At 66.6% G+C, this 26580-nt stretch carries 24 protein-coding genes; 9 read left to right on the forward strand and 15 right to left on the reverse strand.

Features of this window, described 5'->3' with window-relative positions:
* Positions 1-108: 108 nt before the first annotated feature.
* Entirely contained in the window at positions 109-1614 is a 1506-nt protein-coding gene (locus AC5P6H_RS03505) for a YifB family Mg chelatase-like AAA ATPase (RefSeq protein WP_495202313.1), read from the forward strand.
* Between the two features lie 25 nt (positions 1615-1639).
* On the opposite strand, the gene AC5P6H_RS03510 is transcribed toward AC5P6H_RS03505, so the two are convergent.
* The 4 genes from AC5P6H_RS03510 to yidA form a co-directional block, all read right to left on the reverse strand.
* On the reverse strand, positions 1640-2074 hold the full coding sequence (locus AC5P6H_RS03510) for an NUDIX hydrolase (RefSeq protein ID WP_049408006.1): 435 nt from the start codon (positions 2072-2074) through the stop codon (positions 1640-1642).
* A gap of 93 nt (positions 2075-2167) precedes the next feature.
* Entirely contained in the window at positions 2168-2557 is a 390-nt protein-coding gene (locus tag AC5P6H_RS03515; protein ID WP_049408008.1) for a hypothetical protein, read from the reverse strand.
* A gap of 177 nt (positions 2558-2734) precedes the next feature.
* Positions 2735-5053, reverse strand: coding sequence for a TonB-dependent receptor (locus tag AC5P6H_RS03520; RefSeq protein ID WP_495202314.1), 2319 nt, complete (start codon positions 5051-5053; stop codon positions 2735-2737).
* 424 nt (positions 5054-5477) lie between these two features.
* The gene (gene yidA / locus AC5P6H_RS03525; protein WP_495202315.1) at positions 5478-6311 is read right to left on the reverse strand and encodes a sugar-phosphatase; all 834 of its coding nucleotides are present in this window, start codon (positions 6309-6311) and stop codon (positions 5478-5480) included.
* A gap of 149 nt (positions 6312-6460) precedes the next feature.
* Between yidA and AC5P6H_RS03530 the strand changes: the two genes are divergently transcribed.
* A complete protein-coding gene (locus tag AC5P6H_RS03530; protein ID WP_069117699.1) occupies positions 6461-7123 on the forward strand; it encodes an exopolysaccharide biosynthesis protein in 663 nt (220 codons plus the stop codon).
* A 131-nt stretch (positions 7124-7254) separates the two neighbouring features.
* Here the strand turns inward: AC5P6H_RS03530 and AC5P6H_RS03535 are convergent, their stop codons facing one another.
* The 3 genes from AC5P6H_RS03535 to AC5P6H_RS03545 all read right to left on the reverse strand — a co-directional run bounded on the left by AC5P6H_RS03535 (position 7255) and on the right by AC5P6H_RS03545 (position 9517).
* Positions 7255-8565 carry a PQQ-dependent sugar dehydrogenase gene (locus tag AC5P6H_RS03535; protein WP_069117698.1) on the reverse strand — a complete coding sequence of 437 codons (1311 nt, stop codon included), beginning with the start codon at positions 8563-8565 and terminating at the stop codon, positions 7255-7257.
* Positions 8558-8998: a DUF2231 domain-containing protein gene (locus AC5P6H_RS03540; protein WP_041863928.1), complete on the reverse strand. Its 441-nt coding sequence runs from the start codon at positions 8996-8998 to the stop codon at positions 8558-8560. Before AC5P6H_RS03540 ends, AC5P6H_RS03535 begins: the two co-directional genes overlap by 8 nt.
* A gap of 108 nt (positions 8999-9106) precedes the next feature.
* Positions 9107-9517, reverse strand: coding sequence for a hypothetical protein (locus AC5P6H_RS03545; protein WP_230548513.1), 411 nt, complete (start codon positions 9515-9517; stop codon positions 9107-9109).
* 249 nt (positions 9518-9766) lie between these two features.
* On the opposite strand from AC5P6H_RS03545, the gene AC5P6H_RS03550 reads away from it, so the two are divergent.
* Together AC5P6H_RS03550 and AC5P6H_RS03555 are read left to right on the forward strand one after the other, a co-directional pair.
* Complete coding sequence (locus tag AC5P6H_RS03550) at positions 9767-11533, forward strand: S8 family serine peptidase (RefSeq protein WP_495202316.1); 1767 nt, start codon at positions 9767-9769, stop codon at positions 11531-11533.
* Positions 11533-12111 carry a DNA breaking-rejoining protein gene (locus AC5P6H_RS03555; RefSeq protein ID WP_126411460.1) on the forward strand — a complete coding sequence of 193 codons (579 nt, stop codon included), beginning with the start codon at positions 11533-11535 and terminating at the stop codon, positions 12109-12111. The genes AC5P6H_RS03550 and AC5P6H_RS03555 overlap by 1 nt, the downstream gene beginning before the upstream one ends.
* A 160-nt stretch (positions 12112-12271) precedes the next feature.
* On the opposite strand, the gene AC5P6H_RS03560 is transcribed toward AC5P6H_RS03555, so the two are convergent.
* From AC5P6H_RS03560 to cyoA, 5 genes are read right to left on the reverse strand one after another with little or no spacing between them, the layout of a single operon-like run.
* Positions 12272-12952, reverse strand: coding sequence for an SCO family protein (locus AC5P6H_RS03560; RefSeq protein WP_495202317.1), 681 nt, complete (start codon positions 12950-12952; stop codon positions 12272-12274).
* 11 nt (positions 12953-12963) lie between these two features.
* A complete protein-coding gene (cyoD, locus tag AC5P6H_RS03565; protein ID WP_006399830.1) occupies positions 12964-13296 on the reverse strand; it encodes a cytochrome o ubiquinol oxidase subunit IV in 333 nt (110 codons plus the stop codon).
* 1 nt (position 13297) lies between these two features.
* On the reverse strand, positions 13298-13933 hold the full coding sequence (cyoC, locus tag AC5P6H_RS03570) for a cytochrome o ubiquinol oxidase subunit III (protein ID WP_014648729.1): 636 nt from the start codon (positions 13931-13933) through the stop codon (positions 13298-13300).
* A complete protein-coding gene (cyoB, locus tag AC5P6H_RS03575) occupies positions 13930-15906 on the reverse strand; it encodes a cytochrome o ubiquinol oxidase subunit I (RefSeq protein ID WP_032958781.1) in 1977 nt (658 codons plus the stop codon). Before cyoB ends, cyoC begins: the two co-directional genes overlap by 4 nt.
* Before the next feature lie 5 nt (positions 15907-15911).
* Positions 15912-16817, reverse strand: a complete 906-nt coding sequence (cyoA, locus tag AC5P6H_RS03580) for a ubiquinol oxidase subunit II (RefSeq protein WP_032958778.1) — start codon at positions 16815-16817, stop codon at positions 15912-15914.
* A gap of 182 nt (positions 16818-16999) precedes the next feature.
* Here cyoA and AC5P6H_RS03585 point away from each other — a divergent pair, with 182 nt between their 5' ends.
* Genes AC5P6H_RS03585 through AC5P6H_RS03600 form a run of 4 tightly spaced genes read left to right on the forward strand, consistent with a single transcriptional unit; the run spans position 17000 to position 20872 of the window.
* Complete coding sequence (locus tag AC5P6H_RS03585; protein WP_346601275.1) at positions 17000-18415, forward strand: aminotransferase-like domain-containing protein; 1416 nt, start codon at positions 17000-17002, stop codon at positions 18413-18415.
* A 55-nt stretch (positions 18416-18470) separates the two neighbouring features.
* Positions 18471-18749: a hypothetical protein gene (locus tag AC5P6H_RS03590; protein ID WP_169411283.1), complete on the forward strand. Its 279-nt coding sequence runs from the start codon at positions 18471-18473 to the stop codon at positions 18747-18749.
* Positions 18749-19348 (forward strand): DUF6436 domain-containing protein, encoded by a 600-nt coding sequence (locus AC5P6H_RS03595; RefSeq protein WP_032958773.1) that lies wholly within the window; start codon positions 18749-18751, stop codon positions 19346-19348. Before AC5P6H_RS03590 ends, AC5P6H_RS03595 begins: the two co-directional genes overlap by 1 nt.
* A gap of 9 nt (positions 19349-19357) precedes the next feature.
* Complete coding sequence (locus AC5P6H_RS03600) at positions 19358-20872, forward strand: aminotransferase-like domain-containing protein (RefSeq protein ID WP_346601276.1); 1515 nt, start codon at positions 19358-19360, stop codon at positions 20870-20872.
* Positions 20873-21238: 366 nt separating this feature from the next.
* Here the strand turns inward: AC5P6H_RS03600 and AC5P6H_RS03605 are convergent, their stop codons facing one another.
* The 3 genes from AC5P6H_RS03605 to AC5P6H_RS03615 all read right to left on the reverse strand — a co-directional run bounded on the left by AC5P6H_RS03605 (position 21239) and on the right by AC5P6H_RS03615 (position 25560).
* Positions 21239-22540 carry an aminotransferase class V-fold PLP-dependent enzyme gene (locus tag AC5P6H_RS03605; protein WP_134809397.1) on the reverse strand — a complete coding sequence of 434 codons (1302 nt, stop codon included), beginning with the start codon at positions 22538-22540 and terminating at the stop codon, positions 21239-21241.
* Positions 22540-24942 carry a TonB-dependent receptor plug domain-containing protein gene (locus AC5P6H_RS03610; protein WP_495202318.1) on the reverse strand — a complete coding sequence of 801 codons (2403 nt, stop codon included), beginning with the start codon at positions 24940-24942 and terminating at the stop codon, positions 22540-22542. Before AC5P6H_RS03610 ends, AC5P6H_RS03605 begins: the two co-directional genes overlap by 1 nt.
* A 216-nt stretch (positions 24943-25158) precedes the next feature.
* Entirely contained in the window at positions 25159-25560 is a 402-nt protein-coding gene (locus AC5P6H_RS03615; RefSeq protein WP_197556610.1) for a hypothetical protein, read from the reverse strand.
* Positions 25561-25746: 186 nt separating this feature from the next.
* Here AC5P6H_RS03615 and AC5P6H_RS03620 point away from each other — a divergent pair, with 186 nt between their 5' ends.
* Entirely contained in the window at positions 25747-26574 is an 828-nt protein-coding gene (locus AC5P6H_RS03620) for an AraC family transcriptional regulator (protein ID WP_126411468.1), read from the forward strand.
* Positions 26575-26580: the final 6 nt, after the last annotated feature.

The following is a 26580-nucleotide window of genomic DNA, read 5'->3' on the forward strand; positions in this document are numbered from 1 at the left end:
GTCAAAGACCCCATTGGGAATCCCCCTAGCCGCTTCACCCACAATTCCCGATGGTTCGCCACAACACACCTGCAGCACCATCAAGCGTCCCTCTGCAGGAATCCACACATGAGCCTGGCGCTGGTCCACAGCCGTGCCCGCGCCGGGGTCGATGCCCCACTGGTGCGGGTGGAAGTGCACCTCTCTGGCGGCCTGCCTGCCACCCAGATTGTCGGCCTGGCCGAGACCAGCGTGCGCGAATCGCGCGAGCGCGTGCGTGCCGCCCTGCTCTGTGCACGCTTCGACTTTCCGCAGCGGCGCATCACGCTCAACCTCGCGCCTGCCGACCTGCCCAAGGAAGGTGGGCGCTACGACCTGGCCATCGCGCTGGGCATTCTTGCCGCGAGTGGCCAGGTCGATCCGCAGTCGCTGCTGCAATACGAGTTCCTGGGCGAGCTGGGGCTGACCGGCGAACTGCGGCCGGTGGCCGGAGCGCTGCCTGCTGCGATTGCGGCGGCTGATGCCGGCCGCATCCTGGTGGTGCCGCCCGGCAATGCCGCCGAGGCGGCGCTGGCCGAGCACGCGGATGTGCGCGTGGCGCGCACGCTACTGGAGTGCTGTGCCGGTCTGGGCAATCCGCGCCTGCTGCCGTCCGTGGAGCGCGTGGACACGACACCGTTGCCCCTGCCCGATCTGGCCGACGTGCGGGGGCAGGCGCATGCACGGCGCGCGTTGGAAGTGGCGGCCGCCGGTGGGCACCATCTGTTGTTGATCGGCAGCCCTGGCTGCGGCAAGACGCTGTTGGCTTCGCGCCTGCCCAGCCTGTTGCCGGATACCGAGGAAGCCGAGGCGTTGCAGCTGGCCGCGATTGCCTCGGTGAGTGGCGAAGGGCTGGACCCAAGACGATGGCGGCAGCGGCCCTTCCGGGCACCGCACCACAGTGCGAGCGCGGCGGCGCTTGTGGGTGGCGGCAATCCGCCCTGCCCTGGCGAAATCTCGTTGGCCCATCACGGCGTGCTGTTCCTGGATGAGCTTCCGGAGTGGAACCGCAGTGCGTTGGAGACCCTGCGAGAGCCGCTGGAATCCGGCCACATCCGCATCGCCCGCGCGGCACGCAGCGTGCAGTATCCAGCGCGATTCCAGCTGGTGGCGGCGATGAATCCCTGCCCCTGCGGCTGGGCTGGCGACCGCAGCAACCGCTGCCTGTGCAGTGATGAGCGCATCAACCGCTACCGTGCGCGCGTGTCCGGCCCGTTGCTGGACCGTATCGACCTGCATATCAGTGTGGCCCGTATGGACGCAGTGGAGTTGCGGGAGAGCACGCCGCTGGGGGAGCCCAGTGCGGCGGTACGTGCACGGGTGGAAGCCGCCCATGCCAAGCAGCAGGTGCGTGGCGGGCTCAACGCGCATCTGCCGCCGGCGGCACTGCGGGCCTGTACCCGACTGAGCGAGGCAGATCAGGACATGCTGGAACAGGCCATCGAGCGCCTGCAGCTGTCGGCGCGGGCGATGCACCGGATTCTGCGGGTGGCGCGCACGATTGCCGATCTGGCGGGTTGCGAAACGATCCAGACGGCGCATCTGGCCGAGGCCATTGGCTACCGGCAGCTGGACCGGGGGAAGGCGAGCACGTAATCGCAGCGGGCAGAATCAGGCCGCGTCATGCGGGCACACGTTCAAAAAGATCCGGCAGCCATTCCGGCTTGAACAGGGAAGCAGGCTGTTCTCTCATCTCTTCTACGCGCCACCATTTCCACGCCCTGATCGTGGCATTTTCCTCCTCCGTCCACCCGTCACGCTGGATGTCGGGCTGGTTGGGGCTGCGGACCAGAAAATATTCTTCCAGCCATCGCGCGGGCGTTGATCGGGCGACCGCGTAGATGGCATCGCGCTTTTCCAGCCGCACGCCTATCGGCAGATCCAATCCGGTCTCCTCCCTGAGCTCACGCCGTGCGGCGTCCGCATATCCCTCCCCGGGCAGAAGCTCCCCGCCCGGTGTAGCCCAGAAGGGAGCGTGGTGTTCATCGTGATACCGGAACAGCAACACCGCATCCTCAGCAACGATCACAAGGCGTGCAGATCGTCTGATTTCCATCGTTTCCCGTCCTTACCAGCCCGCCCCAGAATAGGCCAAAAGCAGGCGGACCAAGAGAAAGCCATCAACGCGTGTCGATTCCTGGCCAGTGATTCACTTTCCCGGGATGGGCGCCTGTCGCCGGACGGCAACGGACGCCATGCGGCGGCTGACAAGGCCGAAGAGGTCCTGCAGTTCGGCTGCGCGCTCGGGCGTGCTGTTGCTGCCGAAAAGCACACGCGCCAGCGCGGCTTCACGGGTGTCATGCGGGAACCGCAGGCGGTCCCGGTACACCTTCTGGCACACCAGCCAGGCCCGGCGCAGCCCACCGCCGGGCAGCGGGCGGACCACGCGTTCGTAGACCTGCCAGAACTGGTACTCGCCCTGCAGATCGATCGCCGGCGCCACGGACAGAGCCTGCCGGGGCCGTCCTGGGCCCCGGATGCCGAACAACGGGGTTCGCGGGTTGTGCTGTGCCATGCCAACAGGATGACCCAGCAACATTGTGGGAACCTTGCGTCGCCGCCAGAAAACCCCTGTTGTTTGCGCAAGGCGGGTTTCTAGGCGGGTTTTGGGGGTCAGAGCCCTTTGCTGCGCAAAGGGCTCTGACCCCGATCACGGGGTGGCTGCGGGGTCGGATCCCTTTGCGCAGCAAAGGGCTCTGACCCCACCCTCATCGCCTCAGAACGCCATCGAGGTACTGAACATCAGCTGCCGTGGCGCGCTGCGCTGCAGGGTCTGGTAATCCCCCGAGAACGACGAGCCGGCGATGGTGGCGGTGCCGATGTTGTGGCGGTTGAACAGGTTGCTCACGTCCAGCCGCAGCTCCAGGCCGGGCACCGCGCTGTCCGTACCGAAGCGGTAGGCGGCATAGGTATTGACCTGCCAGAACGTCGGCACGCGGATGTCGTTCTCGTAGGTGAAGGGCTGGCGCAGGTAGGAGGTGCTGGTGGCGCCAAAACGCCAGTCACCGAAATGCGCTGACAGGTCGCTGACCAGTGAGATCTGCGGGTAGCCCGGCTGCGCGTTGCCCTTGATCGGGTACACCGTGTCACCCACCACGAAATCGCTGTCGTAGTACGAACGGGCCACGGCCACGCCCTGGTAGAACTGCAGGTGGTCGCTCAGGTCGGCGGTGATGCCAAGGTCAGCGCCGATCACGTGCATCTTCGGCATCAGCCGCACGGTGTTGATCTGCGCGAACTGGGTACCGATGGCGGCCGACAGCAAGCGGTTGCGGATGTCGTTGTAGAACACGTCGCCGGTGATCGTCAGCCGGTCGAAACGATGCGATGCGCCCACGGTGAGGTTCCAGTTCTTCTCCGGCCGCAGCGTACCCGCCACGCGGTCGAACTCCTCCTGGTCGGTGATGGTCCACGCCGAGGCGGTGTAGCCGATGTTGCCGCGCTGGGCCACGCGGTAGCCGTTCATGGTATTGGCCAGGTCGATGAAGGCATCGGTGGATTCGGTCGGGCTCCAGAACAGCGAGACATGCGGCAGGAAGTTGCTCTTCGCGCGCAGCGTGCCGTTCACCGGCCGGTCCTTGGCGTCACCGAGGCCGCCGCCGCTGGTGCGGAAGTCCACGGCCTTGAAGCCGACACCCAGCTTCAGCGTGTCGTTCAGCACGATGTCGTCCTGCAGGTAGAGCTGGCGCGAGCGGGTCACCCAGCTCGATGCGTTGTCGGTCTTGAACGCGGGGCCGTACACATCGAACGGACCGGTGGCCTTCAGCGGCGGGCCCTCGCCCAGCAGCGGCTGCTGGTACCACTCGGTCTTGGCAGCGGCCTTGCTCTTCTCCTGCCAGAAACCGGCGGTGAAGGTGTGCGCGCCGGTCTCGAACTGCAGGTTGAGCATGCCGCCCAGCCGGTTGAGGCGCGGGGTCTGCACCTGTTCGGAGAACGGCGCGCCGTTGGGCGACGGCACGTTCGGGTCGGTCAGCGTGGCCTGGGTGTGGCTGTTGGCGTTGTACAGCTGCACGTTGCCGCTCAGCGCCGGACTGATCTGGAAGCGGTGGTTGATCGAGGACACGCGGTCACGCGTGCTCTGGCCGGTGTCGTAGGGAATAAGCCCAGACAGTTCACCACAGGTATAGGCGCCGCAGGATTTGTCTGCGTTCTCCGGCGAGGCCACGTAATACGCCCAGGGGTAGTCCGGGTAGAAGATGTCGGCCTTCCAGCCCAGCTTGCGGATCATGTGGAAGGAAATGTTGTTGTAACCCCAGACCTTGGCCTTGCTGTCGGACAGGAACACGGTGACATCGCCCCAGGCGACCTCCTGCTGCAGCTTCAGGTCGCCGCGCAGGAAGTTCTGCGTGCCCTCGCCCTGGTACTTGTCGGCGGACACGCGCTGCAGGTCGACCAGCACTTTCGGGCCATGCTCGCCGAGCTGGCCGGTCTGCCCGGATACGGTGGTAACCAGCGTGCTGTTGCTGCCCACGCCCTGCTTCACGCGCAGGCTGGGCGTGTCCTGCAGGTCGCGCAGCCGGTATTCCAGGCTGCCGCCGTTGACGCTGCTGGAGAACACGCTGACCGGTGCGCCGCCGGGGCTGACCGTGATCGCGCCGATGCCATCGGGCACGCCCACGTTCACCACGCTGGTGCCGGTGAGCGAGAGGAAGCCGTTGTCGTTCAGCGGCACGCCTTCGAAGGTGATGCCCATTTCGTTCATGCGGAAGCCGCGCACGAACAGGCTGGTGGCGGAGATATCCAGGCCCAGCCCATCGGTGGCGGTATAGCTCGCGCCCGGCACCTGCTTCAGCATGGCCAGGCCGTTGTTGCCGGTGACCATCGCGTCGAGGTCTTCGGCCTTGATGATGTAGCGGTTGGGACCGACCACTTGGGTCGGTGCCACGGCCGCGCCGCGCGGCGTGGCGATGACCTGCAGGGCGTTGAGCGTGGTGGGCGTGTCGAGCGCGGCGTCGTGCGTTTCTGCGGCGTAGGCAGGCGCAGTGGTGGCCGCGATGATGGCCAGGGCGAGGCGCGTCGTGGGTGGGGTGTTCATGGCAGTAGATCCAGGGTGCAGGGAGAGAGTCGCGCAGGCGCACGCCCAGCGCGTTGCAGCGCCGGTGTCGGCGCCCTGGCTGGCGATGCGATTGCGTTGAGGGGTGACGGCGCGGTGCGCGCCGGTCAGTGGCAGACGAAGACGATCATCTGCCGTGGGATTCGATGGCGTAATTTCGACGTGCGAAATTCTTGCATCGCGCTGCCGCATACGCCATTGCGCGGTGGTACAGCGCCGATGGCGGTGGGGATGGGTGGGCTATACGTGGGTATAGACCCAGGTCGGCGCTGGCCGCCTGCGTGTGCCAACCAAGGTTGGCACCTGCCGGGGCGAATGGGGCCTGGTAGAGGCCGACCTTGGTCGGCGCTTGCCGATTGTGTGTGCCAACCAAGGTTGGCAGCTACCAGAGCATAGGGACGCGCGGTTACTGCAGGACGAAACGCTCGATCGCGCGCGCCACGCCTTCATCGGCATTGCTGCTGGTCTCAAACCGCGCCACCGCCTTCACCGCGTCGATGGCATTGCCCATCGCCACGCTGGTGCCGGCATACTGCAGCATGGTCAGGTCGTTCTCCTGGTCGCCGATGGCCATCGCGTTGGCCCGCTCAATGCCCAGGTGCTCGGCCAGCTTCTGAAGGCTCGGCCCCTTGCCCGCGCGGTGGTCGAACACTTCCAGGAAGAACGGTGCGCTCTTCAATACCGCGAAGCGCTCGGTCAGCGCGCTGGGCAGGCGCGCGATGGCAGCGTCCAGCACCTCGGGTTCGTCGATCATCATCAGCTTGATGAAGGACATGGACGGGTCCATGTCTTCCACGCGGCGATACGACAGTGGCATCCGCGAAAGATGCGAGTCGGCCACGGTGTAGTAGCTGATGTCCTGGTTGGGCGTGTACATGCGCTGGCTGTCCAGCGCCTGGAAGTGCACGCCCAGGTCGCGGGCCACCTGCTCGCAGAACAGGAAATCGTCGAAGCTGAGCGGATACTCGACCACGGTTTCGCGCGTGCCGATGCGCTGCACCAGGCCGCCATTGCAGGCGATGCAGTAGTCGTCGTTGCCGGTGATGCCGAGCTCGTGCAGGTACGGCGCCAGGCCCGGAACCGGGCGGCCACTGGTCAGCACGATGTGCACGCCCAGTGCGCGCGCCTGCGCGATGGCCTTCCTGGCGCGGGGGGTGAGCTGGTGCGACGGGTCCAGCAGCGTGCCATCCATGTCGATGGCGACCAGTTCGATGGTCGATTGCCTGCGGCCCATGTCCATTGCGTTCAACTCGTGCGGGGCACGCCAGTTTACCCCCTCATGCCCGGTTCACCTCTTTGCCCACGTTGGCCGGGATACTGCAGGAGCCTGTGCGTCCCCCACCGCAGGACGGCCCGCTGACCGCCCTTCCCTGGAGAACCTTGCGACGCATGACCTACCGTGCCCCCGAAACCAACGACAGCGCCCCCCTGGCCCAGCAGATCGAGCAGATGATCGACGAGCTGCCCGGCGACCAGGTGAGCGTCGGCACCCTGCTCAGCGCGCTGGGCGATGAGGGCCTGCTGCTGGTCGTGATCCTGCTCTCGGCCATCTTCATCATTCCGGTGTCGATTCCCGGGCTGAGCACGGTGTTTGGCGCCTCGATCCTGCTGATCGGCCTGAGCCGGGTGCGCGACCGCCCGCTGTGGGTGCCGCAGAAGCTGGCGCGCCGCGGGATCGCCACCGACAAGCTGAAGGCCAACCTGGGCCGTGCGCTGAAATGGGTGCACCGCATGGAGCGGCTGTCGCGGCCGATGCGGCTGGCGGTGATGGTGCGCTCGAAGAAGATGATGCGCCTGAACAACCTGATGCTGGTGTTTGCGACCCTGCTGCTGATGGCGCCGGCCGGGCCGATTCCCTTCAGCAACACGCTGCCGGCGCTGGCGCTGATGTCGTTTGCGATTGGCTTCATCCAGCGCGATGGTGCGGCGGTGGCAGCCGGCTACGGCTTCGTGGTGGCCACGGTGGTGTACTTCGGCGTGCTGCTGGGCGGCGTGGGGTTTGCTGCGGAATCGGTGTTCAGCGGGTTCCGCAGCAGTACCGCCGAACTGTAGAGCCGAGCCCATGCTCGGCTGCTGTTCGCTCGGTGCACGGAAACCCGCGCGCTGCGCGCGTAAGCCGAGCATGGGCTCGGCTCTACAAAGGCCGGATCCACAGCAGTCGAGCGTGGCTCGACGCTACACAGCTATTTCGCCGACACCCGCCACACCACGTCGCCCACGTCGTCGGCCACCAGCAGTGCGCCCTCGGCATCCATCGCCATGCCCACCGGCGCACCCATCAGGGTCTTCTCGTCCTTCGAGGTGAAGCCGCTGACCACGGTCTGCGGCCGCCCGGTCGGCTTGCCGTCCTTGAACGGTACGTAGACCACTTCGTAGCCACTCAGTGGCGAGCGGTCCCAGCTGCCGTGCTCGCCGATGAAGGCGCCGCCGTGGTACTGCGCCGGCAGTGCCTGGCCGGTGTAGAACAGCAGGCCCAGCGGTGCCACGTGCGAGCCGATGGCGTAGTCCGGCACGATCGCCTTGGCCACCAGGTCCGGCCGCTGCGGCTGCACGCGCTCGTCCACGTGCTGGCCGTAGTAGCTGTAGGGCCAGCCGTAGAAGCCATCTTCCTTCACCGAGGTGAGGTAATCCGGCACCAGGTCGGCACCGATCTCATCACGCTCGTTGGCCACGGCCCACAGCTGGCCAGTGCTCGGCTCCCAGTCCAGCCCGGTCGGGTTGCGGATGCCCGACGCGAAGATGCGGCTGCCACGGGTGGCTACGTCCACCTCCAGCACGACCGCGCGGCGGTATTCGACGGCCAGGCCATTTTCAGTAATGTTGCTGTTGGAGCCGACGCCCACGTACAGCTTGCTGCCATCGCGGCTGGCCAGCAGTTCCTTGGTCCAGTGGTGGTTGATGGTGCTGGGCAGGTCGGTGAACTCGCGGCCCTTGTCGGACATGCGGGTTTCGCCGGGCACGTAGTGGTACTGCATGATGTTGCCGGTGTTGGCCACATACAGCGTGTCACCGATCAGCTGGATGCCGAACGGCGAGTGCAGGCCTTCGATGTAGACGTGCTGGGCCCAGGTGTTCGTGCCTGGCGAGCGGCGCAGCAGGGTGACCCGGTTGCCGCCCTTGCCGGCCTTGCCCGAGCGCGCCTTCACCTTGCCGGCGATCCACTGCTTGGGTGTGGTGACCGGCTCTTCGCCGGGGCCATTGCCTTCCACCACCAGTACATCGCCGTTGGGCAGGGTCAGCAGCCGGCGCGGGTGCTGCAGGTTGGCGGCGATGCGCTCGATCTTCAGGCCTTCGGCCACCGTGGGGGCCTGGCCGTCGGCCCAGCCCACGCCCTTGGGCACCTGCATCGGCGGCATCAGGAAGTTGGCCGGCTTGGGCAGTGGCGGCTGCGGTCCCGACTGGTCGGCCGGATGGTATTCGGCCTTGCCGGCGCAGGCCGACAGGGTGACGGCCAGTGCCAGCGCGGCCACGGTGGGCAGGATGTGCTTAGCCATGACGACCTCCCTGCAGCACCGGCGGCTGCAATGACAACAGGATCAGGCCCAGGGCGATCAGGGCCACGGTCAGCGCCGACAGGATCGTGCCCGGCACAGCAACGGCATACGCATCGCGGCTGTGCACGAAGGCGTTCCAGATGGCCAGCACCACCGCGACCAGGTTGAGGAAGAAGTCGATGCGGTCGATGCGGGTGGCCGTGCCGTTGCGGCGCCAGACCGCGAACAGGTTGATCAGGCGCGGCACGATGGCGATCAGCAGGCCGAACGTGATCAGCCAAGCGGCGGCCTTGCCCCACATCACCTCGGCGCTGTTGAGATAGATCGCGTCGAAGATCAGTGCACCGACGAAGAAGCCGAAGGGTATCGGGTTCAACAGGCTGAACAGCGTGGTGCCGAGGCCGCGATGGGCCTGGGCGAGCGGATTTACCATCATCGTGCTCCGTGCGGAAGGGTGCACGGGCTGTAGTAGCACAGCGCGATGTGAGGGCGCGCGATGATGCCCCGGCGACGCTGCCACACCCACCGGGCAGGCACCGCACTACGCGGGTTCGTCCTCGCGCACCTCGTGGAAGGGCAGCATCGTCTCGAAGCCGAATTCGTGTTCCATGCTGGTGCGGACCAGGCCGCCGATGGCGTAGCGGCTGGTGTTTGCATGCACGTCTATGCCACCGTGCCGCCACTCGGTGCGCAGATGCAGCGTCTCTGCGCGTCGCATGACGGTCCGTTCCTCCTGCAGCAGCGCGCGCCGGTGCTTCTTCATCAACAGCCGCAGCGGTTTCACCATGGTGATGCCGAATGCGGCCAGCTCGGGCAGCAACTCGCTGATATCGGCATCGTCGCCATAGTCGTGGCTGCGCGTATGCACGGATAGCACCACCTTGCGGATGGCGGCGACCGAGAGCGGGGTCTGGTCTGCGCGCGCACGTGCACGCTGGCGTCCATTCTTCATGCGTGTCTTCACCTGCATGTGATTACCACGTTTCCGGCCCTCGAAGCAGACGCGCGAAGATGGCGTGAAGGCATTCGCGCGCCCTGTCATAACCTGACGTACTAAGTGTTTGTGACGCAATTTGCATATTCGTACATTGCGGATGTGAAGAGGTAGGGGGTTCTCCGTTGTGTCGCGTTTGGCTCGTTGCGATGGGGCAGTTCCGCCCCGCCGTCCTGCCATGCCGATTCACAACAGAAGGATTCGTGTATGAAGCGACACACGCAACGCTCCGCGCCACCGCGCTCTGCGCGCCTGGCCCTTGCCACTGCCCTGGTGCTGGGCAGCCTGGCCGTCACCGCCCAGGCCCAACAGGCCGATCCACTGGCGGGGATACAGTGGCACCTGCTCAACACCGGGCAGACGGTCCCGGCTGACACCCTGCCGGTGGCCGGCAACGACCTGAACGTGGATGGCCTGTTCCGCAACGGCATCCGCGGCCAGGGCGTCACCATCGCCATCGTCGACGATGGCCTGCAGATCGCGCACCCGGACCTGGCCGCCAACGTGGCCGCGGTGGCCGGCAAGAACTTCATCAACGGCTCGAACAACCCCACCCCGACCAACCCGGATGTCGACAACCACGGCACCATGGTCGGCGGCATTGCTGGCGCGGTGGGCGCCAACAACCTGGGCGTACGTGGTGTGGCGCCGGCGGCGACGCTGAAGGGCTTCAACCCGATTTCGCGCTCAGCCCTGGGCAACCAGCAGAGCAACATCGAGTACGCCTGGTGGGACGGCGCGGAGTCGGCCGACGTGCAGGTGTTCAACAACAGCTGGGGCGCCGGCCCGGGCAATCCGAACCTGCCGCTGGCGTACAGCGAAAACACGATTCGTTCGTACGAGCAGGCACTGTCGGGTACGCGCGGTGGCCGCGGCGGCATCTACGTGAAGTCGGCGGGCAACAACTTCAACAATGCCTCGATCAGCCAGACCCAGGATGTCTGCACCACCGACACCAAGAACCGCAACACCGGCTGCGTGCCGGCCGGACGCGATCCGCGCAACAACCTGTTCAACGTGATCACGGTAGGCGCGGTGCGTGCCGATGGCGTGCGCTCGTCGTATTCCTCCACCGGCTCGGCGCTGTGGGTGTCGGCCTTCGGCGGCGAATACGGCCTGCAGGCCCAGTACGCCCCCGGCCTGGTGGCACGCGCGTACGACCCCGCCATCGTCACCACCGACGTGACCGGATGCGCGCAGGGCAGCAACAAGAACACCAACCGCCAGAACACGCTGGACAGCAACCTGTCGGCCATCGACAGCACCTGCAACTACACCGCCAAGATGAACGGCACCTCGGCGTCAGCGCCGATGGTCTCGGGCGTGGCGGCACTGGTGCTGGAAGCCAATCCGAACCTGTCCTATCGCGATGTGAAGTACATCCTGGCCACCACCGCCACCCGCAACCACCCGAACCAGCCGGCGGTGACGCTGGCCGACGGGCGCACGCTGGTGCCAGGCTGGACGGTGAATGCTGCCGGCCGTGCCTACAGCAACTGGTATGGCTTCGGCGTGGTCAACGCTGCACGCGCGGTGCAGGTGGCCGAGAACTTCCAGTCGCTCGGTACGCTGGTCGACAGCGGCTGGCGCAACACCACGCGTACCGTGGCCATCGGCAACACCTCGGCCGCCGCTGCACGCCTGACCTTCCAGTTGGCCAACGGCGCGCGCAACATCGAAAGCGTGCAGCTGGGCTTCCGGGTCAACCACCGCAACACGCGCCAGCTGCAGTTCGTGCTGGTGTCACCCAGCGGTACCCGCAGCGTGGTGCAACCGGCGTTCACCGCGATCGGTTCGGGCACGGGTGGCGCGCAGAGCAACTTCACCAGCTGGGACCTGCTGTCCAGCAATGCCTTCCTGGATGAGAACGCCACGGGCACCTGGACGCTGGAAGTGACCGACATGGGGCAGGCCGCGACCGCTGCATCGCGTGGCAACCTCGAATTCTTCAAGATCCGCGTTCTGGGGCACTGATGATGAAGACCACCATTCTGTTGAGCACGCTCGCCTTCGCGGCGATGACCTCCCCTGCCTGGGCACAGAGCTCGGGACAGACCCCTCCGGCCAAGACCCTGTCGACCGTGGATGCTCAGGAACTGAAGGCGTCCGCTACCGGCCGCTCGTTCGATGTGGGCGGCACGCGTTTCCAGCTGTCGCCCTCGGCAACGGTAAAGCAGGCCAGCGGCGGCCAGTTCACGATCACCCCGCAGGCGGCGGCGACCACCAGCTCGCGTACCAAGCGTTCGCTGGATGGCGCCGCGGCGGCGCCTGCTGATGCCGGTGCCGGCAAGTTCGCGGCGGCGGTCTCCCGTGACGGAGCGCCGGTGGTGGCGACCTCGCGGGTCAAGGTGTTCTTCACCGATGCAGCATCGGCCCAGCGCGCGGCTACGGCCACCGGTGGCACCGTGGTGAAGGTGTCGAAGGCTTCGGGCCAGGCCATCGTGGAGTACCCGTCGGTGAACGCGGCACTGGATGCGACCACCAGGTTGCTGTCCACCGCCGGTATCCGCGCCACAGAGCCGGACGTGGTGCAGTGGGAAGAGACCAAGTAAGGCGTTGAGCGGTGCCCCGGCCGGCTGGCTCTCCTGGCCGGCCGGGGATTGGTGTGGGGTGTGCCGACCAACGGTCGGCACCCACGTGTCGACCAAGGTCGACACCTACCGGGGTAGCGCGCGCGACCAAGGGTCGGCATAAGCCGGGCATGGACCGGGATTACCGCGCGGCGAGTGTGCCGCTGTGCTTGAGGTGGCAGCTGGCCAGCGCGTCGTTGCCGGCGGCCGAGTGGCCGGGCTCGAGCAGCAGGCGCTGCACGTCCGAGAACAGCTTTTCCACCGGCATGCCGTACGGCGCGAACAGGCGCAGGCGGCCCTGGCGGTCGAACACGTAGCCGCCGGCAATGTGGCTCATGGTGTAGGTATCCGGTACCTGACCGGGTTCCTTTTCGTAGAACGCCTTGAAGTCGCTGGCCATCGCGGCCAGCTGCGCATCGTTGCCAACCAGCGCGATTGCCTTGGGATCGAACGCTTCCACATAGGTGCGCGCGACCTCGGGCGTGTCGCGGGCCGGGTCGACGCTGACGAACACGACCTGCAGCTGATCGGCATCCTTGCCCATCAGGTGCTTGACTTGGCTCAGCTCGACCATCGTGGTCGGGCACACGTCCGGGCAGCTGGTGAAACCGAAGAACAGGTAGGTCACCTGCCCCTGCAGGTCCTTCGGGCCGCGCACGGTGCCGCGGCTGTCGGGCATCGACCACTGCTGGCCAAGTTCTTCGCAGGCGATGTCCTTCGCATAGAAGTCCATGCGCGACTGCGCGCTGCAGCCGGCCAGCAGGCCGAGCAGCAGGCCTGCGGCCAGGCGCAGGCCACGATGGGGGAACGCAATGCCTTTCACGGTTCGCCAGCTCAGTTGATCATCATGTGGTAGTGCATGCTCCAGATGATCCAGACCGACAACGCGACGACGATGAACAGGATCACCAGGGTGAACACGAAGCTGGCCAGGTTCCAGCCACCTTCGGACTTGCGGTCCATGTGCAGGAAATAGACCAGCTGCACCAGGATCTGCGCCACTGCGAAGCCGACCAGCAGGAACAGCGTGAGCGGCCGCGACAGCACCGGATTCATCACCAGTGCGAACGGCACCACGGTCAGCAGCGCGCACAGCACGAAGCCGATCAGGTAGGACTTGGTGGAGCCGTGCGCATTGCCGGCGCGCGAGGTTTCGACGTGGGCCATGTCAGAAGGCTCCGATCAGGTAGACGAAGGTGAAGACGCAGATCCACACCAGGTCCAGGAAGTGCCAGAACAGGCTCAGGCACGACACGCGGGTGATGTTGGTCGGGGTCAGGCCACGGCGGTAGACCTGGTGCATGACCACCGCCATCCAGATCAGGCCGCTGGCCACGTGCAGGCCGTGGGTGGCGACCAACGCGAAGAACGCCGACAGGTAGGCACTGGTGCTCGGACCTGCGCCTTCGTGGATCAGGTGCGAGAACTCATAGATCTCCATGCCGATGAACGAGGCACCGAGCACGAAGGTCACGCCCAGCCAGCGCAGCACCGCCGAGGCATCGTGGCGATGCATGGCCAGCACGGCCTGGCCGTAGGTGATGCTGGAGACCAGCAGCAGGAAGGTCTCGGCCATCACGAACGGCAACGAGAACAGGTCCTTGCCGGTGGGGCCGCCGGCGTAGGCGGTGCTGAGCACCGCGTACGAGGCGAACAGGGAACCGAACAGCACCAGGTCGGACATGAGGTAGACCCACATGCCGAACACCTTCATGCCGCCCTGTTCGTGGCCATGGTCGTGCTCGTGGTGGTCCTCGTGCGCCTGCGTGTCGCTGGCCAGCTCCGGGCGGGTCAACAGGTTCATGCGCGTACCTCCTTCAGCTTGGCAAGGTTGGCCGCTTCGGTGCGCGCCACCTCTTCGGAACTGACGTAGTAATCCACGTCCTCGTCGTAGGACCGCACGATCAGGGTCACGATCATCGCGATGAAGCTGGCTGCGGCCATCCACCAGATGTGCCAGACCAGGGCGAAGCACAGCACCAGGATCCAGATGTTGAGGATCAGCGGCACGCCGGTGTTCTTCGGCATGTGGATCGGGGCGTACGTCTTCGGCGGCGGCGGCAGGCCGCGCTTCTTCGCTTCGTGGAAGGCATCCAGCTCATCGGCCTTGGGCACCACGGCGAAGTTGTAGAACGGCGGCGGCGACGGCGTGGCCCATTCCAGCGTGCGTGCGTTCCACGGGTCGCCGGTCAGGTCCAGGTTGCGCTTGCGGTCGCGCACGCTCACGTAGATCTGCACCAGCATCAGGATGATGCCCGCGAACACGAACAGTGCACCGATGAAGGCGGCGATCAGGTACGGCGTCCACGCCGGGTTGTCGTACTGGTTCATGCGGCGGGTCATGCCCATGAAGCCCAGCATGTACAGCGGCATGAAGGCCAGGTAGAAGCCGATCACCCAGCAGGCGAACGACCACTTGCCCAGGCGCTCGTTGAGGGTGAAGCCGAACACCTTCGGGAACCAGTAGGCGAAGCCGGCCAGGTAGCCGAACAGCGCGCCGCCGATGATGGTGTTATGGAAGTGGGCGACCAGGAACAGGCTGTTGTGCAGCAGGAAGTCCGCGCCCGGGATGGCCAGCAGCACGCCGGTCATGCCACCGATGGTGAAGGTGACCAGGAAGGCGATGGTCCACAGCATCGGTACGCTGAACTCGACGCGGCCGCCGTACATGGTGAACAGCCAGGTAAAGATCTTCACGCCGGTGGGGATGGCGATGATCATCGTCATGATGCCGAAGAAGGCATTGACGCTGGCACCCGAGCCCATGGTGAAGAAGTGGTGCAGCCAGACGATGAACGACAGGATGCCGATCGCCAGCGTGGCGCCCACCATCGACTTGTAGCCGAACAGCTTCTTGCGCGCGAACGTGGCGGTGACTTCAGAGAAGATGCCGAACGCCGGCAGCACCAGGATGTACACCTCCGGGTGGCCCCAGGCCCACACCAGGTTCACGTACATCATCGGGTTGCCACCCAACGTGTTGGTGTAGAAGTTGAAGTCCAGGTAGCGGTCCAGGGTGAGCGCACCCAGCGCCACGGTCAGGATCGGGAAGGCGGCGATGATGATCACGCTGGTGACCAGCACGGTCCAGGTGAACACCGGCATCTTCATCAGGGTCATGCCCGGCGCACGCATGCGCAGGATGGTGATGAACAGGTTGACGCCGGTCAGCAATGTGCCGATGCCCGAGGCCTGCAACGCCCAGATGTAGTAGTCCACGCCTACGCCCGGACTGAACTCGATGCCCGACAGCGGCGGATAGGCCACCCAGCCGGTCATCGCGAATTCGCCAACGCCCAGCGAGATCATCATCAGCGCAGCGCCAACCACGAAGATCCAGAAGCTGAAGGCGTTGAGGAACGGGAACGCCATGTCGCGTGCGCCGATCTGCAGCGGCACGATGATGTTCATCAGGCCGACCACGAACGGGGTGGCCACGAAGAAGATCATGATCACGCCATGCGCGGTGAAGATCTGGTCGTAGTGCTCCGGTGGCAGGAAGCCATCACTGCCTGGCCCGGCCGCGGCCAACTGCGCGCGCATCATCAGCGCGTCGGCGAAGCCACGCACCAGCATGACCAGCGCCACTACCACGTACATGATGCCGATCTTCTTGTGGTCCACGGTGGTGAACCAGTCGCGCCAGAGCACGCCCCATAGCTTGAAGTACGTCACCGCGCCAAGCAGCGCGAGGCCACCCAGCACCATGGCCGCCAGCGTGACCACGACGATCGGCTCGTGCAGCGGCACGGCCTCCCACGTCAATTTACCCAACATGTTCGTTACTCCTGGGAAACCTGGGCACCACCGGCAGCACCCGCCGGGGACGCAGCAGCGGTGTTCTCACCGACGCCGATGAACTGGTCGATGACCTTCTTGAACAGCAGCGGTTCGACGCTGGAGAAGTGCTGCACCGGCGCGTTCTTCGACGGTGCGGCCAGCGCCTTGAACTGGTTGAAGTCCAGCGCCTGTGGTGCGCTGCGTACCTCGGCCACCCAGCGCTCGAACTCCTCGTTGCTGCTGGCGGTGGCAATGAACTTCATGTTCGAGAAGCCATGCCCGCTGTAGTTGCCGGACATGCCACGGAACTGGCCTGGCTCGTTGGCGATCAGGTGCAGCTGCGTGCGCATGCCGGCCATCGCGTAGATCTGCCCACCCAGCTGCGGGATGAAGAAGGTATTCATCGTCGAGTTGGAGGTGATGTTGAACGCCAGCGGGCGGTTGGCCGGGAAGTTGAGCTGGTTGACCGTGGCGATGCCCAGGTCCGGGTATACGAACACCCATTTCCAGTCGGTGGCGATCACGTCCACGTGCAGCGGCTCACCGGCCACGTCCAGCGGCTTGTACGGGTCCAGTTCGTGGGTCGACTTCCACACGATCACGGCCAGGCCGGCAATGATCAGCAGCGGCACGCCCCAGACCACGATCTCCACCTTGGTGGAGTGCGACCACTCCGGCGTGTATTTCGCCTTGGTGTTGCCGGCGCGGAAGCGCCAGGCGAATACGAAGGTCAGCACGATGGCCGGTATCACCACGATCAGCATCAGGCCGATGCAGATCAGGATCAGGTCGCGCTGGGCGAGCCCGACCATGCCCTTCGAATCCAGCAGCACCCAGTCACAGCCCGACAGGCCGACGCAGGCCAGGGCGACCAGCGCCAGGCGGATGCGGTTCCAGCAGATATTCATTGGAGGTCAACCCTGTTGAAGAAGCGCGCTTGACCGGCTCGCCTGCGCGCAGCGCCCGGGCGTGGAGCGGCTACACTGTGGGTACGAAGTCGCCTACAAGAGAGCGATCCACTCCAATCAAGCCCATACAAGATACATCATTGTATGGACTTGTGCATCTGCACGTATGGAAAAACTGACCGATGACGCCACCTGCCGCCGGCCGCCGCCTGAAACACCCCAATCGCACCTGGGTTCGCCCCTTCCGCGAGGGCGCTGGCCCGCTGTACCTGCAGATCGCCCAGCAGGTGCGCGAGGCAGTGGATGACGGCGTGCTGCGTCCGGGCGACCGGCTGCCGCCGCAGCGCGACCTGGCCCAGCAGGTGGGCGTGGACCTGACCACGGTCACCCGGGCCTTTGCCGAGCTGCGCCAGGCTGGCCTGCTGGATGCGCAGGGCGCCGGCGGCACCTTCATCGCGCTGTCGGCCGGCAACCGCAGCACCTCGGTGGACCTGAGCATGAACATCCCGCCGCTGCTGGGCAGCGCGCCGTTCGCACAGGGCATGGAGGCCGGTTTCCAGCACGTGGGCCAGCAGCTGGGCCAGGGCGAACTGATGAGCTACCACGTCGGCGCCGGCACCCGCGAGGACCGCGCCGCCGCCGTGCAGTGGCTGTCACCGGTGCTGGGCACGGTGGGTGCCGACCAGGTGGTGATCTGCCCCGGCGCGCAGACCGCACTGTGCGCACTGATCCTGGCCCGCACCCAGCCGGGCGAGCTGATCGCCGCCGAGCAGCTGACCTACCCGGGCCTGCTGGCCGCCGCGCGCGTGCTGCAGCGGGGCGTGGTGCCAGTGGCGATGGACGCCGAAGGCATGCTGCCCGACGCGCTGGAAGAGGCCTGCCAGCTGCGCCGCCCGCGCCTGCTGTACCTGGTACCGACCATCCAGAACCCGACCACGGCGACGATGTCGGCACAACGCCGGCAGGCCCTGCTGGCGGTTGCCAAGCGCCACGATCTGACCGTGATCGAAGACGATCCCTACTGGTTGCTGGCCGGGGACGCCGCACCGCCGCTGGCCGCCCACCGCGACGCCGGCTGCCCGGTGTATTACATCTCCACCCTGTCCAAGTGCCTGGCACCGGGCCTGCGCACCGCCTACCTGGTGGTGCCGGGCGGCGAACCGATGGAACCGGTGCTGGACGCCCTGCGTGCGATCGCGCTGATGCCGACCCAATCAATGGTGGCGGTGGCGTCGCAGTGGATCCGCAGCGGCCAGGCCCAGGACATGGTGCAGCGCTTCAAGCAGGAGCTGCGCGAGCGCCAGGCGATTGCCGCGCAGTACCTGCCGTCCCGCGCGCGGGCGCACCCGGCCGGCCTGCACGTATGGCTGCCGCTACCGCCGCGGCTGGACCAGTACCGGCTGATCCAGGCCGCACAGGAACAGGGGCTGGGCATCGCCAGCTCGGACGCCTTCAGCGTGGAGGAACCGCCACCGGGCAACGCGATCCGCCTGTCGCTGGGCGGCGCAGTTGACCAGGATGCGCTGGCCGGGGCGCTGGCCAAACTGAACGAGATCCTGTCTGAGGCCCCCGAGGCCCGGCACAACGCCATCGTCTGAACCGGGCGCATGGCGCCTCATCCATACAAGATGATATTTTGTATGCAATGTATGGATGAAGGGACGTGCGTCGATGCGCGCCGAGAGACTGAAGTTCCACCTGGTAATGGCCGGCTGTGGTGGCTTTGTGGTGTTGATGCTGGCCGCGCTGGCCTGGGTCTGCCTGCAGCCGCAGACCGTGGATGTGCAGGCCGCCGAACGCCACGCCATCGAGCAATGCGTGCAGCGCAGCGAGGATCCGTCGCGTAGCGAGATCCAGCGCCGCGCGCAGGCCGACTCCTGCCGCGAGATGCGCAAGCAGTATGTGCACAAGTTCGGCGGGGACGCGTCCTGATGGGCGCAGCCGCGCCGCGCCGCCGCTGGCTGCTGCCGACGATGATCGCCCTCGCCTGCCTGTTCATGGCCGGCGTGGCGGCTGCGCTGTGGCAGTACTTCGGCTACAGCGCGCAGTCGACGTTCACCGAACAGGCCATCGTCTTCGACGACTCGCAGCTGCGCCTGCCGTCCGATCTGGCCGGTGATACCGGCCGCATCCGCGTGGTGCATTTCTGGGACCCGGCGTGTGCCGTCTGCAACCGCGAAACCGGCGCACACCTGAGCTACCTGATCAGCATGTACCGCCGCGCCGGCATCGACTTCTATGCGATCCGCCGCCCCGGTACCCACGGCGAACTGCCTGAGCCGCTGCGCAACAAGGTGATCAACCTGCCGACCATCGACGGCATCGAACACATCCCGGCGAGCCCTGCCGTGGCGATCTGGGACCGGCAGGGCCACCTCGCCTATGCCGGCCCGTACAGCATCGGCATGGTCTGCAACTCGGCCAACAGCTTCGTCGAACCACTGCTGGACAGACTGGTGCGCGGCGAAACCGTGCGCCCGAAAGGACTGCTTGCCGTGGGCTGCTACTGCCCCTGGCAGGCCAAGCGCTGAGGACGCGCAATGACACCACTGACGCTGGCCGCTGTGGCCGCCACAAGCAACAACGGCGGTCACCTGTCCGAACCGACCGATGGTTATGGACAGGCTCCCGCCGTTGGAAGCAACGATACGCCCCGACATGCTCCGTACATGCCGCGACCGGATGTCGCAGCCCGCGAATGGGTGCAGGACGTGCTCGCGCACAACGGGCCGATCTACCTGCGCATCGTCAATTCGCTGGAGCGCACGGTGCGTCGCGGTGGGCTTGCACCAGGACAACGCCTGCCCTCGCAGCGTGCGTTGGCGCAGCAGCTCGGCGTCGACCTGACCACGGTAACGCGGGCGTTCGACGAAGCGCGCAAGCGCGGCCTGATCGAGGCACGCGGGCCACAAGGCAGTTTCATCGCACCACCCAAGGCCGGCTTCGACCAGGTGGTGGACCTGAGCATGAACGTGCCGCCGGTGCCCGATGCCGATGCGCTGGCCGAGACCCTGCGCCGCGGTGCCGCCGCCGTGCTTGCGCGCAGCAACGCGCCGAACCTGATGACCTACCACCTGGGCGGCGGCAATCCCACCGACCGCCACGCGGCAGCGCGCTGGCTGCAACCGATGCTGGGCGCGGTGGAGGATGCCAGCCTGTTGCTGACCGAAGGCGCGCAGGTGGCATTGGCCGCGATCCTGCTCAGCCAGGGCCACGATGGCGACGCGATCCTGTGTGACACGCTGGTCTACCCGGGGCTGCTGCAGGCCGCCGGGGCGCTTGGGCGGCGGCTGGTACCGGTGGACGGCGATGAGTACGGGATGTGCCCCGAGGAATTGGTGAGGCAGGCGCGCGGGAGTGGCGCGCGGCTGGTCTATCTCAACCCCACCTGCCAGAACCCGACCGCGCTGACGCTGTCGTTGCAGCGGCGCGAAGCGCTGGCACGCGTGTTGGAAAGCCAGGGCCTGTTGGCGGTCGAGGATGATCCTTACTGGCACCTTGCCGAAGAGGCACCCATACCGTTGGCAACGCTGGCACCGCGCCACGTGTTCCATGTGGCGACGCTGTCGAAGGTGATCAGCCCCGGCCTGCGCACGGCCTTCGTGCGCTGCCCGGGTGCCGCGCACGCCGAGGCGATGGCTTCGGCCTTGCGCGCCACCCGGTTGATGGGGCATCCGCTGGTGGCGGCGCTGGCCAGCCAGCTGCTGCTGGATGGTTCAGCGCAATCGCTGCTGGCGCAGGTGCGCAGCGAAGCGCACGAGCGCATGCGCATGGCGCGCTACCTGCTGGCGCCTTCGCTGCTGCTGCGCGCCGAAGGCCTGCATGCCTGGTGCCGGGTACCAGCGCCATGGACTGACGCCACCCTGGTGCGTACCGCACAGCTGCAGGGGCTGGCGATCGCGCCTTCATCGGCATTCTGCCCGCCGGGGGTGCAGCATCAGAACGGCGTGCGGCTGTCGCTGGGGCTGGCGGCCGATCGCCGGCAGCTGGAAAGTGCGCTGCAACGGATTGACCGGTTGTTGTTGTCGGACGCGTTGCCGGCGATCGAGCGGTAGCCCTGGAATGGGATGTGCCGACCAACGGTCGGCACCCACCCGACCGGTAGTGCCGGCCGCTGGCCGGCGGAAGACTCCTCAGCACGGTTGGAATGTGCCAACCAACAGTTGGCACCCACCCGACCGGTAGTGCCGGCCGCTGGCCGGCGGAAGATTCCCCGGCACGGTTGGAATGTGCCAACCAAGGTTGGCACCCACCAGATCGGTAGCGCCGGCCGCTGGCCGGCGGAAGATTCCCCGGTACGGTTGGAATGTGCCAACCAAGGTTGGCACCCACCCGACCGGTAGCGCCGGCCGCTGGCCGGCGGAAGATTCCCCGGCACGGTTGGAATGTGCCAACCAAGGTTGGCACCCACCAAAGCAGGGTCAGGCCAAGGCGGAGAGGGCCTTCACCAGCGCATCCATCTGCTGCGGCCGGGTGAACACCGACGGCGTCACCCGCACGCAGGCGCCGGAGTCCAAGCCGTCGCGATGGGTGGTGAACACGCGATGTTCGTCCAGCAGGCGCTTCTGCAGCGCGATGTTGTCAGCCACGCTGGTGCGCCCGCGCAGGCGGAAGCTGGCCAATGCACTCGCCAACGCCGGATCCGGCGAAGACAGCACTTCGATGTGCGCCATCTGCCGCGCCGGCAGCGTCCAGCGCTCGCGCAGGTAACGCAGGCGCGCCTGCTTGTTGTCCGCACCGATGCGCTGGTGCAGGGCAATCGCCTCCGGAAGTGCCAGGTAAGCGGCGAAGTTGACCGTGCCGGTATGTACGCGGCTGCCCACGCGGCCGTCGTCGGTCTCGCCCATGTACGGGTCGAGGTCCGCAACGCGGCCCCTGCGCACGTACATCGCGCCGACACCGACCGGTGCGCCGATCCACTTGTGCAGGTTGATGCCGACGAAATCGGCCTTCAGCTGCGGCACCGCGTAGTCGATCTGGCCGAACCCGTGCGCCGCATCGACGATCACGTCGATACCGCGTGCGCGTGCACGCTCGGCGATCTCGGCCACCGGCAGCACCAGCCCATGGCGATGGCTGACCTGGGTCAGCAGCACCAGCTTCAGGCGTGGCAGCCGCGCGAACGCGGCCTCGTAGGCCTGCAGGATCTGCGCATGGTCGGGCACCACCGGCAGCGCGATGCGCTCGACCTGCACGCCACGGCGCTGCTGCAGCCAACGCATCGCACCGATCATGCTGTCGTAGTCGATGTCGGCGTACAGCACCTGGTCGCCGGGCCGCAGGCGGTTGTAGCCACCGATCAGCGCCAGCATCGCTTCGGTGGCGCCACGGGTCAGTGCGATCTCGTCGGCGCCCACGCCCAGCAGTTCGGCCACCTGCCGCTGCACCGCCATGTACTGCACCGGGAACTCATGACGGCCGTACCAAGCGTTACCACGGTTCACCTCGGCGGTGTGGCGCTGGTAGCTGGCCAGCGTCTCGCGGCCCATCGCGCCCCAGTAGCCGTTCTCCAGGTGGTTCACTTCATCGGTGATGTCGAAGTGGCTGGCCACGGCGGCCCAGTAGCCTTCATCGCGGGCCAGCGCGTCCGGCGCTACGGTCGTTGCGGGAATCTGCATGGGCGCAGCGTAACCCGCGGCCGCCATGGCAGGCAGTGAAGACAGCGCAGCTGCAGCCGGCAGCAGTGCACCGGCACGCAACAGGACGCGGCGGTTACGGTCCATCAGAAGCTCAGCCGGTACTGTGCGTACAGGTTGGCACCGTCGGTGTCGTACGGCGCGTTGCGCGAGTAGACCAGGCCGCGACTGGCCTGGAAGGTGGCTTCGTCCGGATAGCGGTCGAACACGTTGTCGGCACCCACGCGCAGGCTGTGATGTTCGTTGATGCGATAGCCGACGGCCAGGTCGAGGAAGCTCATCGCACCAAAGCGCTGGTAGATATCGCCCACCGCATTGCCGCTGGAATCGGTCCAGGCACCGTAGTAGCGCATGCGCGCCATCAGCGACCAGGCACCGATGTCCCAGCTGCCGGTCAGGCTGCCCTTGTGCTCGGGCAGGCGATCTTCGAACAGCACGCGCTGGGTCTCATTGGTTGCCACCGAGGTGCTGCCGTTGTCCACGCGGGTGCGGTTGTAGTTGTAGGCCAGGGTCAGCGTCATGCGGCCCGCGCCGAGGTCGCGCAGGTAGTTGCCGACCACGTCCACGCCGGTGGTGGTGGTGTCGAAGTCGTTGGTGAAGTAGTTCACCGAGGTATAGCCCAGCGGATTGGGCGTACCGGCCGGAATGGCGAAACTGGCCGACTGGCTGAAGCGGTCGGTGAGCTTGATCTGGTAGACATCCACCGAGCCGGACAGGCCCAGGTCGGTGCGCCAGGTCAGGCCCAGCGATGCGGTACGCGATTCTTCCGGCTTCAACGGCCTGGCACCGAGCAGCTGCGCCAGCGGATCGTTCGGCGACAGGCGGCCGCTGGTGAAGATCTGCAGCGTGCGCGTATCCAACCCCTGGGTGGTGCTGGTGGTGTTGAGCTGCGCCGGCGTCGGCGCGCGGAAGCCGGTGGACACGGTGCCGCGCAGGGCGACGTCCGGGGTGATCGCGAAGCGCGCCGACAGTTTGCCGTCCAGTGTGCTGCCGAAGCTGGAGAAGTCCTCATAGCGGCTGGCTGCACCGATGCTCCAGCGCTCGCCCAGCGGCACTTCCATGTCCACGTAGGCGGCCTTGCTGCGCTGGCTCCACTGCCCGGCCTGGCTGGCCGAGAAGCCCGGCGCGCCATTGGAGTTGGCCTCCAGGCCCGCGGCCGCGCCCGGACCCACCGCGTACGAGGCCGGATCACCGGCGCGCACCTGGTAGGTTTCCTGGCGGAACTCGCCACCGAAGGCGACGTTGATCGGCTTGGACAGCGCAGCCACGTCCCATTCGTAGTTGAAGTCGGCGTTGGCGTTCTTCTCGGTCTGGGTGAGGCGGCCGAGATCGAAGTCGGTCGGGCTGGCCGGACCGAGCGAGGCATTGATCGAGTTCTTCAGGCGATAGTCGATGGCGTTGCGGCCATACGAGGCGCTGACATCCCAGCGCAGCTTCGGCGCGATCTCGCCGCGCAGGCCACCGACCAGCTGCAGGTCGTTCTGCACGTTGCCGTACTGCGGGCTGAAGCCAACCGGATACAGCGAGCGCAGGTTCCAGCCCGGGAAGATGGCGGTGGTGCGGTACGCGCCGGTGGTGGTGTCCGGGTTGCGCCAGTTGAAATCGCTGACGCCATCGCTGTGGCTGTACAGGCCAAAGGCATAGAGCTCCAGCGTATCGCTGGCGTTGGCCTTTACGTTGAAGCCGACGCGGCGGCTTTCCAGTTCCGGCTGGCCCCAGCGCTGCACCGGGTTGGGCACCTCCAGCTCCGGATGCGCGGCCTGGAAGGCGATGGCATCGGGGCGCTGGCGGGTGCGCGAGGTGGCGTCGGAGGTGGACGATTCGGCGAACAGCACCAGGCTGCCGTAGTCACCCAGCGACCAGCCAGTGCGCGCACTGAAATCGCGCGAAGCACCGTCGCCCTGCGCGTACTGCGAGTAGCCGGCGGTGATCTCGCTACCCGGCCCATCCTCCAGGATGATGTTGATGACGCCGGCGATGGCGTCCGAGCCGTACTGCGCCGACGCGCCATCACGCAGCACCTCGATGCGCTTGATCGCGCTGGTTGGAATCTGTGCCAGGTCAGCGGCCTGTGCACCACGGTTGCCGAGCAGCGCGCTGCGGTGGAAGCGGCGACCGTTGACCAGCACCAGGGTCTGGTCCGGCGACAGGCCACGCAGCGTGGCCGGACGCACGAACACCTGGCCGTCCGCCATCGGCAGGCGCTGCACCACGAACGACGGCACCAGCTGGGCCAGCACGTCCTTCAGGTCGGTGGATTCGACGGACCTGATGTCTTCCTTGCTGAACACATCCACCGGCGCCAGCGTTTCGAACTGGGTGCGGTTGGACGCGCGGGTACCGGTGACCAGCATCGCGTCGAGCTGGGTGGGCGCGGCGCGGCTGCCGCCGGCGGCATCGACCGCATCGGCCTCCGTTGCGATCGCGCCTCCTGCGCTGGCCATGGAAAGGGCAAGGAGGATGGAACGCGAAAGCTTCGAACGATGCACGGCAGGGCTCCGGGAGGACGCGACAGGGCCAGCACCTGTGCGCACACAACAGGCCTGGACAAGGCGCGCAGTCTCGGCGCGATGTGTGAAGGAGGCATGACGTCAGTACGACAGCTTGATGCGCCAACCAAGGTTGGCCCTGCCAGGGCTCATCCGTAGATCCACGCCATGCATGGGTGGCAATGCAGACCCACGCCCCATCTCCGCACACAGCGGCTAGCCGTTGGCGTCGTCGCCAAAGCCGAAACGGGCTGGCCGTGCCGTTCGCAGCGGAACGAACATCATGGCAGCGAACACCACCAAGGCGGGGGCGGACATGATCCAGATGCCCCTGTTGCGAATCCCGATCCCCATGAAGTCGACCTGCAGATCGCCGATCCATTGCAGCTGCGTCAGTATCATCACCAGCCCGCCGATAGTCGCGCACGGCAACCCACCGTGACCGGCCCCCAACAACGTCGGTGTCAGAAACCCGCCCAGCAACGCGAAGCCGACACGGTACACCCAGGGGTTGCCGCGCCACCGTGGCGCGCCGAACAACATCAGCAGCATCAGCGCCAGGGTCAACAGACTGGGAAGTACCCAGAGGGCAAGCAGCATTTCGATCATCTCGATCATCGGCCGGGCTCCGCTGGCCTGGCATCCCCCGTCGTCGATCGCATCTCCCTGCCCCCCATCACGTCCATGAAGCACGCATTGTTGCCGGTACGCAGGCAGACGCAAAGCCCCGGCAGCGCAAGAACTGCTAAACGCCGCGCCTGCCGATCCGCTACTGTGCCGGCATTGGATGCGGGGAACGGCAGGATGAGCGCGGCAGGCAAGGCGTTGTGGTACATCGAAACCCATGCGGACCAGCCATTGGCGCTGGCCGACATCGCCGCTGCGGCCGGCCTGTCGCCGTTTCATCTGTCACGCCTGTTCCAGGCCCGCACCGGCACCTCGGTGGTGCGCTACCTGCGCGGGCGCCGCCTGACCGCTGCCGCGCAGCGGTTGGCCAACGGCGCGGGCGACATCCTGCAGGTGGCGCTGGGGGCCGGCTACACCACCCATGCTGCCTTTACCCGTGCCTTCAGCGAACAGTTCGGGCAGACACCGGAACGGGTACGCGAACAGGGCACCGATGGGCTGACGCTGGTGCAGGCGATCCGCCTGGACGAGGCCCCGTCAGCCTGCATTGAAGCCCCCCGGCTGCTCGATACGCCCGCGTTCCAGGTGGCAGGCGTCGGCATGCGGCATACCCGCGACAGCAGCGGCGCGATTCCGGGCCAATGGGCCCAGCTCAACCGCGAGTGGCCGACGCCGGCACCGGTCAGCTTCGGCGTGTGCTGCAACAGTGATGACGATGGTGGCTTCGACTACATTGCGGCACTACCGGCAAGCGCGGTGCCGAGCGTGCCTGCGCACTGGCGACGCGTGGACATCCCGGCGCGCCGCTACCTGGTGGCTTGGCACGGCGGACACATCTCGGCCATCCGCTCGACCTGGTTCTGGTTGCTGGATCACTACCTGCCCGGCTCCGGCCTCAGCCTGGCCGATGCACCCGATCTGGAACGCTACGACCTGCGTTTCGATGAGCATAGCGGCAACGGCGGCGTGGAGATCTGGCTGCCGGTGGAAGAACGTCCCCACTGACAAGGA

Source organism: Stenotrophomonas sp. YJH_SMC_110 (assembly GCF_059369255.1).